The sequence below is a fragment of the Mariniflexile sp. genome (genome assembly GCF_052728615.1).
Genome location: NZ_JBFVFE010000029.1, coordinates 1 through 14,669, shown reverse-complemented (window position 1 = coordinate 14,669; position 14,669 = coordinate 1). Strand labels below are relative to the sequence as shown.

The window sequence follows — 14,669 nt, the reverse complement described above, 5'->3', positions numbered from 1 at the left end:
TTTTTTAAAATCAAAAAATCATGAAAAAGTCAATAACATTAATCGTTGCCCTATTAATCACAATTTCAAGTTTCGCCCAACAAGGTATTAATTACAAAGCCGTTATTAAAGATGGTAGCGGTAATATTGTTGCCAATCAAACTATTGGTGTACAATTCACAGTTCTTGAAGATGCTGTAACAAAATATGTTGAAACCCATACAACATCCTCCACCGATGCCAATGGTATTGTTATACTTAACATTGGTGAAGGTACACCAACAACAGGCACCTTTGGGGCAATAGACTGGAGCAAAATCACCTCCTTAAAAACAGAGATCGATATCGACGGTGGTCTTGATAATTTGATTAATCTTGACACTACCGAATTTAAGACCGTGCCTTATGCTTTGAATGCACAAAATGTTGAAGGAGCTGTAAAAGAGATTAACGATTTAATAGATGGAAAATCTGATAATGATGGTACCAACGACGGTTCTTCATTATTTATTGGCAAAAATGCAGGATTAAATGATGACAGTACAAATAATGCAAATGTTGGAATCGGTTATGAAGTCTTAAAAAACAATTTAATTGGGGATTTCAATACAGCATTCGGTTATCAAGCGCTTTTAAACAACGCTGGATCTGAAACCAGTGCATTATTTGGGTCTCATAATACTGCAATTGGTTATCAAGCGCTTTTATCTAATAATACAGGATTCTATAATACAGCAAATGGTAAAAGCTCACTTAAATCTAACACAACAGGATCCTATAATACCGCAACAGGTTACAATACCCTTATTGATAATATTGATGGAGATGGTAACGTAGCAATAGGCGTTAATACGCTTTCAAGCAATATTTCAGGAGGTTATAATATTGCAATAGGAAATAATGCTGGCAGAAAAGTAATAGGTAGTAATAATGTGTTTTTAGGATATAGTGCTGGAAGTGACACTCAAGCCGGAGGTAGTACAACACACGAAAAATCTTCTGGAATATTTATTGGATATAACGCAGGAAGTAAAGAACTAAATAGCAATCGCCTATATATAGAAAACTCAAGTTCTCTAACACCATTAATCTACGGTGAATTTGATACAGATTTTTTACGTATTAATGGGAGCCAAGAGATTTCATCAACATCTGGAAATCCTTTTCGATTAACAACAACTAGCACTAATAATTACATATCATACAATTCTGCTGGTGGCTACAAAGGCTATTCAGGGATATATACTGGTAATGATGATATGGATTTTGGAACAGGAGGAGGTAATACTACAGGTAAGGTTCATTTGGTGACTTCCGCCAGCCCTAAACTAACGGTTGCTGCAAATGGCAATGTCGGTATTGGTACGCAAAACCCTACAAATAAAATCCCAGCAATCCATAAACAAATCTCAGATTTTCTGAATCAAAATGGTTAGGAAGCGGTCAAGACAACGAAAGTGTTCTTTAATGTAGAAATTTAGTTAGATTCAATCTAAATTTATTGTAAAACCCTTTTAATTTTTTGTAATGAATATATTGTAAACGTTTTATTCTTAAATTTGAGAATGGGAGAAAACAATTCATTTAATTACGAAGAAGAACTATCTAAACTTCACACACACCTCGTGCATCTTCAAGAGTGGATAAAAAAACAAGGGCTAAAAGTGGTTATTGTTTTTGAAGGTAGAGATGCCTCTGGAAAAGGCGGCACCATAAAACGGTTTACAGAACCTTTAAATCCGCGTGTATGTAAAGTGGTGGCTTTGGGTGTGCCAACCGAGAAAGAAAAAACGCAATGGTACTTTCAACGCTATGTAAAGTATTTGCCCGCTGCTGGCGAAATTATTCTTTTTGATAGAAGTTGGTACAACCGAGCGGGTGTTGAAAAAGTGATGGGTTTTTGTACCGATAAAGAATACAAAGAGTTTTTGCGTTCGTGTCCTGAATTTGAACGAATGCTTGTTAGATCGGGCATTATATTATTAAAATATTGGTTTTCGGTGAGTGATGAAGAACAGGAAAAACGTTTTAAAAACCGAATTAAAAACCCCGTAAAACGTTGGAAATTCAGCCCCATGGATTTAGAGTCGCGCGCCAGATGGATGGAATACTCCAAAGCAAAAGATGATATGTTTGCTTTTACCGACACCAAACAAGTACCGTGGTATGTGGTGAATTCAGATGACAAAAAAAGAGCCCGATTAAATTGCATCAGTCATGTTTTAAGTCAGATTCCGCATGAAAAAATGGATTTAAAACCCATAGAACTTCCCGAATTACCACATGATAAGGACTATATCCGCCCACCCATGGACTATCAGACTTTTGTGCCGGAGAAGTATTGATAAAGAATAGTATCAAAAAAAATTATAACTTGACTTTATCAGAAAAAAAATTATAAATTCTTTAACGGTCTTTTTCTTTAACGGTCTTTTGTGGTAAGTGCTTATTCGTTGAGTAAATTTTTCACTTCCGCTTGTAGTTTGTCCAAATCCCTAACTATTATGCCCCAAACAACAGCATCCGACACAGAATCGTAACCGTAGCTAATTCTATTTCGGGTGTCAACAATTTTTTTGACGTTTGTTATGGGAAAATCAGCTTTGGCCTTAAAATCCTACTTACAGCCTCTCCTATTATTTCTAAACTCCGTTCAATTGCACGTTTTCCTTTCAGGTCTTTTTCAAATTCCAAATAGTTTCTCTTTTCGGGAAGGAATAGTTTTATCTCTTCAATGGCTTGATTTATGTCCTCAAGCCAAGTGTTGATTTCATTCTCAATATATTTGGAGTTTAGTCCGGTCAATCTCCTTTTTTAAGAACCTGTTCTTCAATGCTCGCAACTCCAAAAGGTCGATTTTACGGTCAAAAATCTTTTCTAGGTTGAATTTCAGGTCGAAATATTTGTCAGAATAGGTAAGAGGGTCTTGGTCGTCAATATCTACGAGTAAATCAATGTCGCTGTTTGGTAGTAATTTGTTTTTAAGTACCGAGCCGAATGCGAAAAGAGATTTAACTCCATTCGCTTCGCAAAGTTTTTTTATTTGCTCTATATGTTTGTTTATTTCTTCCATAATCTTTTATTTCAAATATAATAAAATGTTTAATGGCTTTCACTATTTTAAATTTCGTTGGTTGCTTTTGCATTTGCCGCAACGTTGAGTGTATGATTTCGTAAGGGATTTAGGTCTTCAAGCCTATCAAGTTACCACCAAAAATTGATGCGTGTGATAACGCTCGAAAACCTCTGGAACCCTTATGAATTATACACATTGTTGACATTTCGTTCTTTTTCATCTTGATTCTTGTAAATCCACCCTTATTCAAGGTATTTCAGATTGTCATGGGTGTAGTTAAAATAATCTGCATCTTTTTTTTGATGAGCTTCAAGATTAAAATCTTCACTATTCTTTTCTTCATCAGGTATTTCGTCTTCACATTGTATCAAAAACAATTCAAGAGCATATTTTTTTAATTCAGTGAAATATTCTCCTGCATATACACCTTTACTGGTCTCTTTTACATATAGTGAGCATTCTTCTATATAATTCCGAATAAATAATATTCTGCTTAAATCCTCGTCTAAGATTTCTGAGTCATATTTTTTTACAGTAAAAACGCTTCATATTCCTATTTTTGAAATAGTCAATATATTATCAATCATTTTATTTTCCTTTAATAAACATATAGCTTTCTTCTATTTTCCTTGCAATTCTATCTGCAACTTCCTTGTCTTTGGGAGATTTTTGCAAATCTGAAACGACACATTCTAAACAGTCCAAATCCCAACTGTAAAAACCAACTTTTCTTTTTCCTGTCAAGTTATCAATACGCCTGTCTAGTCCAAATGATTCAGCCATCTGCCAAGTGTTTTCTTGCAACAGTTCCAGTTCGTCAGTTTCAAATTTAATTTCTGCCTTTATATCATTTTTACCAGGTTTCATTTCTAATATATTTACTTCTATTTTTCTCGAAATTTCTCGTTCTGTTGAATGAATGCCAACTTCGGATATAAAACATTAAACATTTCATATCCTTGTAGTTAAACGAACTAATTTAAAAATTCGGCACAAAAAAGCACACTAAAATGCTTTAACAATTTTCCTTTTACGGCTTCAACCGAAATAGTTTTAATACCTAATTCCACATTTAAAGAAGTAACCGCTTTCCCCCGAATGCCGCAGGGTATAATATTATCAAAATACCCCAAATTGGCATTCACGTTTAGTGCAAACCCGTGCATGGTAACCCAGCGACTGGCACGAACGCCCATAGCGCAAATTTTACGTGCAAACGGGGTGCCCACATCTAACCAAACACCTGTTTCACCGGGGCTTCTTTCGGCTTTTAAACCATATTCAGCCAAGGTTAAAATGATTATTTCCTCTAAAAAACGCAGGTATTTGTGTATATCGGTAAAAAAGTTTTCCAGATCTAAAATGGGATAGCCTACAATTTGCCCAGGACCATGATACGTAATATCGCCACCGCGATTAATTTTATAAAAGGTTGCACCTTTTTCGGTGAGTTGCTTTTCGCTTAACAGCAGATTGGACAAATCACCACTTTTACCCAACGTATATACATGCGGATGCTCTACAAACAGAAAGTAATTATTGGTTTTAAGTTGGGTAGTTTCCTTTCGGTTCTTAATCTTGGTATCTACAATACCTTTAAACAACTGCTCTTGGTAATCCCAAGTTTGTTTATAATCTTTTAGTCCTAAATCTTGCAGTTCTATTTGCTTATTCATAGGGTGCAAAATTACATTTTTTATGCTCGCAAAGCTGCAAAGTCGCAAAGATTTGTTTTACTGCAACTGTTTACTGAGACTGCGACTGCGACTGCGAATGAAAACTACCTTTTAGGATTATTAATTATCACTAATGCTGCAATAACTCCTGGCACCCAGCCGAAAAGCCATAGTAGGAAAACAATAATAATAGAGCCACAACCTTTATCGATAACGGCTAAAGGCGGACATATTATAGACAGTAAAACTCTCCAGAAACCCATGGTTTGATTTTTTAATTGATGATTGCTTATACGACGTTATTTAATGCCTTTTGTTACAAATACTTTTGAAAACAATCGTTTAAATTTAGAATAAATTATAGTAGATTAGTGCCATGAAAACAAACTTAATTTTATTGTTTTTTGCGCTGACCGCATTTTCTGTTAGAGCGCAGTATCGTTTTACGGGGCACGTAGATAATACCCAATGGCACAATAATGTGTACCTCTCCATTATTGAGGATTACCGAAAAATGTCAGGCGTTTATTCTGAACAAATCATTGCCAAAACAAGCACCGATAGCTTGGGGTATTTTAAATTTACAGGAAATCAGCTTGAAAATGAAAATAGAATTTACAGAATCCATGTTGATAATTGTTTTGATGATGCACAAAACCAAAATCATTTTGATGGTAATTGCGATGATAGTAAAGAAGTGATTTTTATAGCAAAAAACACCGATTCCATAGAATTTCCGTTTACGTTTGACAAACAAATGTTTTGCGATATAAACTCCAGCAACGAAAAATCCAATGTTTTTGTTAAAATTGATTCTATAAGGGAAGAGATGAAATTTGCCTTTAGCCAATACCGAAGTGAGGCGAACCGGAAACTCAATAACAAAAAATGGTTTAAAACATTACAGGATTTTGGTGAAAAGCTGAACGAACCTATCGCCGAACTTTATATCTATTCATTTTTATCGGATAGAAGAAACGACCTTCACGAACATTATTTGGAAGATCTTATGGACAATACTTACTATGATAATTTACTGAATCGGTTAAATGAAACATACCCAAATTCTCCTTACACCAAACAATATAAGGCAGAATTGACTTCAGATGAATTTATAATTAATAAGGACACCGGTATGGGTTTCAGTTGGAATTATGTGCTTTATCCACTTTTGGCAGTGTCTTTAATGGGTAATTTCTGGTTTTGGTTTTCACTAAAAAAGCAACAAACCGTAACCGTCAACAAAGCCAAGGAGCAACTTACCAAGCAAGAACAGAATATTCTGAACCTCTTATTGGAAGAAAAATCGAATAAAGAAATTGCCGATGCCCTTTTTGTTAGTTTGAGTACCGTAAAAACCCATGTAAATAACATCTATAAAAAACTAAATGTGCAATCTCGGGAGGCTATTAAATCGCTGTTCAACAGCTAGTTAATAAAATTAAACCTAGGTACTAGTACCTATATCAACCTCAAATTTTAGCAATCTTTCCCATATTTTCATGATGTTTGCTCCATTATTAACCCGTGCTGAACTAGTTTCAGTATTAAAAACCCAAAACATTATGAATTTTTCAGTGAACACATTACAAACTGCAAAATCAAAATTCTTATTAGTTGTTTGCTTATTTGTTTACGCTACAAATTTCTCGCAAGAAGTTGCGAGTAATCCAAATGCGGGCGTATTATCTTTTAAAACGGATGAAATAGATTATGGCACCATTCAACAAAACGCCGATGGCGAACGTACTTTTACATTTACCAATACAGGTAAATCGCCTATTGTTATTTCTGCAGTAAACACGTCTTGTGGTTGTACCGTGCCATCATATTCTAAAACACCCATTCTTCCTGGAGAATCTAGCGATATTAAAGTAAAATACGCAACCAACAGGATTGGGGCTTTCAAAAAAACCATCACGGTAATCTCCAATGCATCCGAAGCCAGTAAAGTATTGCGAATTAAAGGCGAAGTTTTAGCTCCTGAACCAGCATCAAACTAATTTCTAAGAGGCTTTTATCATATTATAAAAATCTAATAAGTACATGACAAAAATTGAAAAATAAATGTTATATAACTAATTGTCAGCAGTTTAATAATCTCATGTGTTCCAGACCTGTCAGGTTTTAAAAACCTGACAGGTCTCAATTTCAGTGGGATTAGTACCATTTACAGAAGGTCAATCTAATTTTTTGTCATGTACTTAAAAAAATCTACTAATAAGTTGTATGCTAATTTTTTGAAAATAATGTAATTTTGCATGCATCTGTCGCAAAAGACAGCATTCAAAATAAATTAGCATGCAGCTTTCAGAACAAGAATTAGTAAGGAGAGAAAAATTAGCAAGATTGCGCGAATTGGGTGTTAACCCATATCCAGCAGATTTATACCCTGTAACACATACTTCAAAACAAATAAAGGATCAATTTGAAGCCGGTAAAAAGGTGGTTATTGCTGGACGCTTGATGATGGTTAAGGTGCAAGGAAAAGCGAGTTTTGCCGATTTACAAGATGCTGATGGAAAAATACAAGTGTATTTTAACCGTGATGAAATTTGCCCTGGCGACGATAAAGAAAAATACAACGGGATTTTTAAAAAACTCTTGGATTTTGGAGATTTTGTTGGGATTGAAGGCGAACTCTTTACCACCCAAGTTGGTGAAAAAAGTGTGCGTGTCAAAGACTTTACCTTATTAAGCAAAGCCTTAAAACCGTTGCCCCTACCTAAAGAAAAAGATGGTGTGGTGTTTGACGCCTTTACCGACCCAGAACAACGTTACAGACAGCGCTATGCCGATTTGGTGGTAAACCCACACGTTAAAAACGTATTTGTAAAGCGTACCAAATTATTCAATGCCATGCGTCAGTTTTTTAATGATGCGGGGTATTTTGAGGTAGAAACCCCTGTTTTGCAACCTATTGCTGGTGGTGCTGCGGCGCGTCCGTTTTCAACACACCATAACGCTTTGGATATTCCTTTATATTTGCGAATTGCCAATGAATTGTATTTAAAACGATTGATTGTTGGTGGTTTTGATGGCGTTTACGAGTTTTCCAAAAACTTTAGAAACGAGGGCATGGACCGAACCCACAACCCAGAGTTTACCGCCATGGAAATTTATGTGGCGTACAAAGATTATAACTGGATGATGGAGTTTTGTGAGCGTTTGTTAGAGCATTGCGCCATAGCGGTTAACGGCACTACAAAAGCGACTTTTGGCAAACACGACATAGATTTTAAAGCGCCGTATGCCCGAGTTACTATGGCAGATTCCATAAAACAGTTTACAGGTTTTGATATTGCAGGAAAAACTGAAAACGAAATAAGAACTGCTGCAAAAAGCATGGGTATTGAAGTAGATGGTACCATGGGAAAAGGAAAATTGATTGATGAAATTTTTGGAGAAAAATGTGAGGGCAACTACATACAGCCTACTTACATTATTGATTACCCAAAAGAGATGAGTCCGTTGTGCAAGGAACATCGTGAAAACCCAGAATTAACAGAGCGTTTTGAGTTGATGGTTTGCGGAAAGGAAATTGCCAATGCCTATTCTGAATTAAACGACCCCATAGACCAACGCGAGCGTTTTGAACACCAAATGGAACTGGCAAAAAAAGGTGATGACGAAGCTACAGGCACTATCGATTACGACTTTTTACGTGCTTTGGAATATGGTATGCCCCCAACATCAGGGATGGGAATTGGTATGGACCGGTTGATTATGTTTTTAACCAACAATCAATCCATTCAAGAAGTATTGTTTTTCCCACAAATGCGCCCAGAGAAAAAAGCAGTGGAATTAAGTGACGCCGAAAAAGCCATATTTGAAATTTTGAAATCCCAAAAAAGCATGTCTTTAATCGAATTGAAATCGCAATCTGGTTTAAGCAACAAAGCTTGGGACAAAGGCATTAAAGGCTTAACCAAACATAAATTGGCAAACGTTACTAAAACGGATGATGATTTGGTTGTTGAGATGGTTTAGTATATAAATTTCCGCGAAAGCGAGATTACAGTATATCATTAAAAAGAGAATCACCATGTGGTTCTCTTTTTTATTTGATGGTGTCTTCAATAATTTGTAATTTAACCAAGCTAACTTCTAATTCGAAATTTAAATGCTAATTTGATATAAAATGTATTCCCATGAAAAAGCTCAGTAAAGAAGACATCAGTCAGGACGTTTTTGATCTATATGATGATTACGCCCATAACAAAGTAGATAGAAGGCAATTTCTTGAGAAACTTTCTTTGTACGCTATTGGAGGCATTACCATCCCATCGCTTCTAAGTTTTATAATGCCCAATTACATTGATTCCATTATTATTAAACCTAACGATTCCAGATTACAATCAGATTATATCACTTACCAATCACCAAAAGGCGGAGGTGCTATTCGTGGATTACTTTCAAAACCGAAAAAAATGGAGGTAAAATTACCTAGCATTGTTGTAGTACATGAAAACAGAGGTCTGAATCCTTATATAGAAGATGTTGGAAGACGTGCTGCTGTTGAAGGGTTTATTACCTTGGCACCAGATGCCCTTTCGCCTTTGGGAGGCTATCCTGGCAATGATGATGAAGGCAGGGCTTTGCAACAAAAACGTGATAAATATGGGATGCTTGAAGATTTTATTGCAGCTTTTGAATACCTCAAGTCCCATAAAGATTGCAACGGTAAAATTGGGGTGGTTGGTTTTTGTTTTGGAGGATGGATCTCTAATATGATGGCAGTACGCATTCCAGAACTATCCGCAGCGGTACCTTATTACGGTAGCCAACCCACCGAAGAAGAAACTTCAAAAATAAATGCCCCATTAATGCTTCATTATGCAGGGTTGGACCAAAGAGTCAATGAAGGTTGGCCAGCTTATGAAGCCGCATTAAAAAAGTATGATAAAGAATACATTGTTTATTTTTACCCAGAAGTAAACCACGGTTTCCATAACAATACAACCCCTAGGTACGATGAAGCCGCAGCAACCTTGTCATGGACTCGCACTATTGCTTTTTTTAAGGAAAAGTTGAAGTAATGTTCAAAATAAAAAACCCGGTAATTTTAAATTACCGGGTTTTTACTAACTAACCAACTAAACTAACTAACCATATATAATAATCTTACTATTAAAAGCAAGATTCTATATTTATATGCTTAAAACTAATATGAGTACAAATTGACGTATTTATTTTTAAGTATTAAAATCTATTTAGAAATGTTTAACACAACAAACCCAAATTTTACATTTTCATTAAGATTTAACGGCCATAAACGTTAATGTTTTTAAGAAATCAGCTCCCTTATAAACCTAAAAGCCATTTTTTCATTGTTGTCCGGTTAAAATATTTGTAGTGCATCAACATGTGCTTTTTAGGCTTTTTTTAATTATTGTCAGACTTTTGGGCTAGCTTTTTAAATTTATACAAAAAAATAAAGCTTATCAAGAATTCTAAAAAAATCAAATTGTTTAGTTGTCGTTTAAAAATGGCCCGGACAAACCAAGCATAGTATTTACGCATCATTTTGAAATTTTTAATTCAAGAAATAAAAAATTTCTTGAAACCGACTATCCTCGAGGCAGTCCCGATAGCTATCGGGACATAGAAGTATTTCGCCGTCCCAATGATTGTCGGGATCATTTTGGCCCACCCAGAATTGTGAAAAGGCAATTCCGACCTTCCCAAAGGGGAAGCATAATCGGAAACCCCGACGCAGAACGTCGGGGAATTATTTAGATTAATACCAACTTCAAATTAACATCTCCAAAAAAACACAACAGTTAGCTTCAGTTCTCTAATGGGAATGATTTTAGTGCGTTCCCCTTTCCCGAGCAATCTTGTTCGGGGTCGGGCTTGTAGTTTATCCTGAGCGGAGTTGAAGGGCTAAATCTTTTTAAAACGTCATTGCGAGGTATCAGACAAAAAAAAATTATCAAGCGATATTGTTGGCAATTAAATTGAATTTGAAACTGAAAATTTGAAAATATGGATGGTCCCCTAGAGGGGATTTTAGGGGGTGTTCTTAAAATGTGAGTGATATTTGAAAATCAAATACATAAAACACTTATCAATGGTAGGGCGAAGGACCTGGCCATGTGCCCATTACCAGTTCAGCACCATGTTATTTTCGTGTTGGTTTTAAAAAGGATGCAAAGCATTCACGATTTCCTTAATTTAAAAATATTAGCCAATGAGTAATCCCTAACGCCACCATCAGCTAAAATTCAAGAACACCAAAATTTGTGATAATCGATGATGGGATTCCTACTTTCCTGCCGGCAGGCGCGGAATTTTAGTGTTTAAAATGGCGCGTCCCCGTCATCACCATCGCCACGTTGTTCTCGTTGCAATAATCAATGCTCAACTGATCCTTAATCGAACCACCCGGTTGAATAACCGCAGTAATACCAGCATTTTTGGCAATTTCCACGCAATCTGGAAACGGAAAAAACGCATCGCTCGCCATGGCAGCACCATTCAAATCGAAATTAAAGGTTTTTGCTTTATGTATGGCTTGCTCCAATGCATCCACACGACTGGTTTGCCCCGTACCTGCAGCAAGCAATTGTTTGTTTTTAACCAAAACAATGGTGTTCGATTTGGTATGCTTACAGATTTTAGAAGCAAATATTAGATCTTCCAACTCGTTTTTTGATGGTTTGCTGTTGGTAACATAGGTTAACCCTTCAATAGTATCGGTAACTGTGTTTCTATCTTGAACCAAAACACCATTTAAACAACTTCTTATATTGGTTTGAGGCATTTCAACTTCATGGATCACCAATATAATTCTGTTCTTTTTACCTTGAAGGATTCCCAAAGCTTCGGCATGGTAAGAAGGTGCAATGATAACTTCACAAAACAGACTGGTGATTTCTTCCGCCGTAGCTTTATCAATTTCTTCATTACTGATTAAAACACCACCAAAAGCAGATACGGGATCTACTGCCAAAGCATCTTTGTATGCTTGGTGCAACGTGGTACTTTGTGCCAAACCACAGGCATTGTTGTGTTTTAAAATGGCAAATGTAGGTGCATCGTTTTTAAACTCGTTTATTAAGTTAACGGCAGCATCAACATCCAATAAATTATTATAACTCAATTCCTTACCATGAAGTTTGGTGAACATGGCATCAAAATCGCCAAAGAAAAATCCTTTTTGATGTGGATTTTCACCATAACGCAACACTTTACCATTGGTTTCACTGATTTTTAAAACCGCTTCTTCATGGTTTTTATTGAAGTAGTTAAAAATAGCCGTGTCATAATGTGATGATATGTTAAAAGCTTTTCCAGCAAAACGCTTTCTGTTTTCTAAAGAAATACTTCCGTTGTTTGCCGAAATAAGATCTAAAAATTCCGCATAATCGGCCACAGATGCCACACAAATAACGTCTGCAAAGTTTTTGGCAGCCGCACGAATCAACGAAATACCACCGATGTCAATTTTTTCAATAATATCTTGTTCACTGGCGCCCGAAGCCACCGTTTTTTCAAACGGGTATAAATCAACAATAACCACATCAATTTGTGGGATTTCATATTCCGCTAATTCCGCAACATCTCCAGCATGATTTTGTCTGTTTAAAATACCCCCAAAAACTTTTGGATGCAATGTTTTTACACGTCCACCAAGAATGGATGGGTAGGATGTTACTTCTTCCACAGGAACCACATCAATGCCTAAATCGTTAATAAATGTTTGGGTGCCACCAGTAGAATACATGGTTACACCTTGCTGGTTTAGTTTTCTAACAATAGGCTCTAAACCGTCTTTACTAAATACGGAAATTAATGCTGATTTTACTGTTTTTTCGTTGCTCATTTTTTAAATCTAATAATAAGTTGCAAAAGTAGTTATTTCAACTAAAACACAAGGGTTTATAAAATAAAAAACAAGGGGAGTTTTTAACTAAATCGGAAAATTATCAACAAGGTTTTTAAAATTCCAAAATATAAATTCCAAAAGCTTACATCATTTTTTAATGAAATATTGATTTGTAACCAGGTTGTGTTTCAGATCTGTCAGGTTTTAAAAACCTGACAGGTCTTTTGGAATTTGACGCTTTAGTTTTGGGATTTAGCTTTTTTGGGATTTGGAATTTTTCATTTTAAAGTATAGCAGCCACCTGCGCACAAACAAACTCCAAAAAGCGTTCGTCTTTTTCAGTAAACGGGTCTGGAGTATTAGAATCGATGTCAATCTGCCCAATATTTTCCCCATTCACAAAAATAGGGATAACAATTTCCGCTTTTACGGTAAAGCTACAGGCAATATAATTATCTTGAGCACTCACATCTGGCACCACAAAATTTTGATTGCTAACGGCTACTTGCCCGCAAATACCCTTTCCGAAAGGAATGATGGTGTGGTCGGTTGGTGCGCCGACATAAGGGCCTAAAATGAGTTCTTCTTTTTTACCGTTTCTAAAATAGAATCCTACCCAATTATAGTAACCAATATGTTTTTCGAGTAATTCGCAAATATCTAAAAGGCGCTCATTTACTGGTTTTTCAGTGTTTAGCACTATGGTTTCTACTTTAGGTTTTAGTTTTTCAAAAATCATAAAATTCAAAAGTTTTGGCAAAAGTATTTAAAAAGGGGTAAATTATATATTTGGTTTGTATAATTTTAACACGGTAAAATCTTTTACAAGATTTTCTTGTAGAACTTTTAATAAACACTTTTATTTAATACAGCTTTTTTGCTTTGTGTATCCTGTTCTTTCTTTGTGAATCTCTGTGCAATAACACAAAGTTCCACAAAGATTATTAAGTTATTGAAAGTGTTTGCCCTGATAATTTTAACCTTAAAAAATAGATTATAGTTTTTTGAATACACTCTTTATAAAATACAAATTGGTCATCAAATTTATACTTACTTTTTTGTTGGTGTATATTGCTTTGTCTGTGGTGTATAAATTTTATTTACAGTTTTCGGACGGGTCAAAATTTTACCCTGATTACTTAACGCATGTAGTCGCTAAACAAAGTGAGGCGTTATTAAATGCTTTTGGATATAACGCACAGGTTGTGCCGCATCCCAACGAGCCATCAATGAAATTGATAATAAATGACAGGTATTTAGCGCGTGTTATTGAAGGTTGTAATTCAATTAGTGTTATTATTTTGTTCGTGTCGTTTATCGTGGCGTTTGCCGCTAAGTTTAAAACCACGTTTTTTTATATCCTTGCTGGCAGTGTGTTGATTTATACTGTTAATTTATTGCGTATTGTTTTATTAACTGCGGGTCTGTATCATTATCCTAACCAAAAAGATATTTTTCATACCGTTATTTTTCCAGCTATAATTTATGGCTTGGTGTTTTTATTATGGGTTTTTTGGGTGAACCGATTTTCTAAACTAAAAACCAATAATGGATAGCACAGTAAAATACATGTTGCTTTTTGTATTGTTCGGATTATTGATTTTAATCCGGGTTTTTGAAGACGAATTATTTTACGACCCCTATTTAACATTCTTTCAAAATGACTATCTATATATTGATAGCCCCAGACGCGAAATATTTAAAGTAACATTATTTACTTCATTGCGATATTTTATAAACACTGCTATATCATTGGGCATATTATATGTAGTTTTTATGGATAAGAGCATCATTAAATTTTCAGCATTTATTTATGCCATTGCTTTCATCATTTTAATTGCTATTTATTTATATTTTGTAATTAACCTTAAATCCGCAAGCGATTAATTTGCTATTTTAAACATTTATTTTATGTGGTAAAAGTAATCTTTTCGGATAATTTTTTTGACTTTTTTTGTATTGAACCCGTGTTTTTCTGTCATTTTTTTTGCTAATTTTTTTAATTCAAATACTATTGCCTTATTTTTCTTATAAGGATTAACATACAGCGTATTCAAAGGGGGTTTAGAGTGCCATCAGAGCGTAATTATCCTATGGATTTATTTTT

Annotated in this window: 15 protein-coding genes and 1 pseudogene; 8 read left to right on the top strand and 8 right to left on the bottom strand. The window is 35.2% G+C overall.

Annotation, left to right across the window (positions count from 1 at the left end):
- The first annotated feature begins 20 nt into the window (after positions 1-20).
- Positions 21-1,415 (top strand): hypothetical protein, encoded by a 1,395-nt coding sequence (locus ACU1LP_RS11815; protein ID WP_445736355.1) that lies wholly within the window; start codon positions 21-23, stop codon positions 1,413-1,415.
- Between the two features lie 129 nt (positions 1,416-1,544).
- Complete coding sequence (gene ppk2, locus ACU1LP_RS11810; protein WP_445733454.1) at positions 1,545-2,324, top strand: polyphosphate kinase 2; 780 nt, start codon at positions 1,545-1,547, stop codon at positions 2,322-2,324.
- A 101-nt stretch (positions 2,325-2,425) separates the two neighbouring features.
- On the opposite strand, the gene ACU1LP_RS11805 is transcribed toward ppk2, so the two are convergent.
- From ACU1LP_RS11805 to ACU1LP_RS11780, 6 genes are all read right to left on the bottom strand, one after another.
- On the bottom strand, positions 2,426-2,530 hold the full coding sequence (locus ACU1LP_RS11805) for a hypothetical protein (protein ID WP_445736366.1): 105 nt from the start codon (positions 2,528-2,530) through the stop codon (positions 2,426-2,428).
- Positions 2,531-2,565: 35 nt separating this feature from the next.
- The gene (locus ACU1LP_RS11800) at positions 2,566-2,784 is read right to left on the bottom strand and encodes a HepT-like ribonuclease domain-containing protein (RefSeq protein WP_445733455.1); all 219 of its coding nucleotides are present in this window, start codon (positions 2,782-2,784) and stop codon (positions 2,566-2,568) included.
- On the bottom strand, positions 2,756-3,052 hold the full coding sequence (locus ACU1LP_RS11795) for a nucleotidyltransferase family protein (RefSeq protein ID WP_445732655.1): 297 nt from the start codon (positions 3,050-3,052) through the stop codon (positions 2,756-2,758). Before ACU1LP_RS11795 ends, ACU1LP_RS11800 begins: the two co-directional genes overlap by 29 nt.
- A 591-nt stretch (positions 3,053-3,643) precedes the next feature.
- Positions 3,644-3,922 carry a hypothetical protein gene (locus ACU1LP_RS11790; RefSeq protein WP_445732656.1) on the bottom strand — a complete coding sequence of 93 codons (279 nt, stop codon included), beginning with the start codon at positions 3,920-3,922 and terminating at the stop codon, positions 3,644-3,646.
- Between the two features lie 107 nt (positions 3,923-4,029).
- A complete protein-coding gene (gene lipB / locus ACU1LP_RS11785; RefSeq protein ID WP_445733456.1) occupies positions 4,030-4,731 on the bottom strand; it encodes a lipoyl(octanoyl) transferase LipB in 702 nt (233 codons plus the stop codon).
- A gap of 104 nt (positions 4,732-4,835) precedes the next feature.
- Positions 4,836-4,994, bottom strand: coding sequence for a YqaE/Pmp3 family membrane protein (locus ACU1LP_RS11780; protein ID WP_445733457.1), 159 nt, complete (start codon positions 4,992-4,994; stop codon positions 4,836-4,838).
- A gap of 113 nt (positions 4,995-5,107) precedes the next feature.
- Here ACU1LP_RS11780 and ACU1LP_RS11775 point away from each other — a divergent pair, with 113 nt between their 5' ends.
- The 4 genes from ACU1LP_RS11775 (at position 5,108) to ACU1LP_RS11760 (ending at position 9,770) form a co-directional block, all read left to right on the top strand.
- Entirely contained in the window at positions 5,108-6,163 is a 1,056-nt protein-coding gene (locus ACU1LP_RS11775) for a helix-turn-helix domain-containing protein (protein ID WP_445733458.1), read from the top strand.
- Between the two features lie 133 nt (positions 6,164-6,296).
- Positions 6,297-6,734, top strand: coding sequence for a DUF1573 domain-containing protein (locus tag ACU1LP_RS11770; RefSeq protein ID WP_445733459.1), 438 nt, complete (start codon positions 6,297-6,299; stop codon positions 6,732-6,734).
- 298 nt (positions 6,735-7,032) lie between these two features.
- Positions 7,033-8,721 (top strand): lysine--tRNA ligase, encoded by a 1,689-nt coding sequence (gene lysS, locus ACU1LP_RS11765; RefSeq protein ID WP_445733460.1) that lies wholly within the window; start codon positions 7,033-7,035, stop codon positions 8,719-8,721.
- A 161-nt stretch (positions 8,722-8,882) separates the two neighbouring features.
- Positions 8,883-9,770, top strand: coding sequence for a dienelactone hydrolase family protein (locus ACU1LP_RS11760; protein ID WP_445733461.1), 888 nt, complete (start codon positions 8,883-8,885; stop codon positions 9,768-9,770).
- Positions 9,771-11,026: 1,256 nt separating this feature from the next.
- On the opposite strand, the gene purH is transcribed toward ACU1LP_RS11760, so the two are convergent.
- Positions 11,027-12,559 carry a bifunctional phosphoribosylaminoimidazolecarboxamide formyltransferase/IMP cyclohydrolase gene (gene purH, locus ACU1LP_RS11755; protein WP_445733462.1) on the bottom strand — a complete coding sequence of 511 codons (1,533 nt, stop codon included), beginning with the start codon at positions 12,557-12,559 and terminating at the stop codon, positions 11,027-11,029.
- A 286-nt stretch (positions 12,560-12,845) separates the two neighbouring features.
- Positions 12,846-13,301: a GAF domain-containing protein gene (locus ACU1LP_RS11750; protein ID WP_445736354.1), complete on the bottom strand. Its 456-nt coding sequence runs from the start codon at positions 13,299-13,301 to the stop codon at positions 12,846-12,848.
- 265 nt (positions 13,302-13,566) lie between these two features.
- On the opposite strand from ACU1LP_RS11750, the gene xrtF reads away from it, so the two are divergent.
- On the top strand, positions 13,567-14,118 hold the full coding sequence (xrtF, locus tag ACU1LP_RS11745) for an exosortase family protein XrtF (RefSeq protein ID WP_445736353.1): 552 nt from the start codon (positions 13,567-13,569) through the stop codon (positions 14,116-14,118).
- A pseudogene (locus tag ACU1LP_RS11740) lies at positions 14,111-14,428 on the top strand (exosortase F system-associated membrane protein); the annotation flags it as partial. The gene xrtF and the pseudogene ACU1LP_RS11740, both read left to right, overlap by 8 nt.
- Positions 14,429-14,669: the final 241 nt, after the last annotated feature.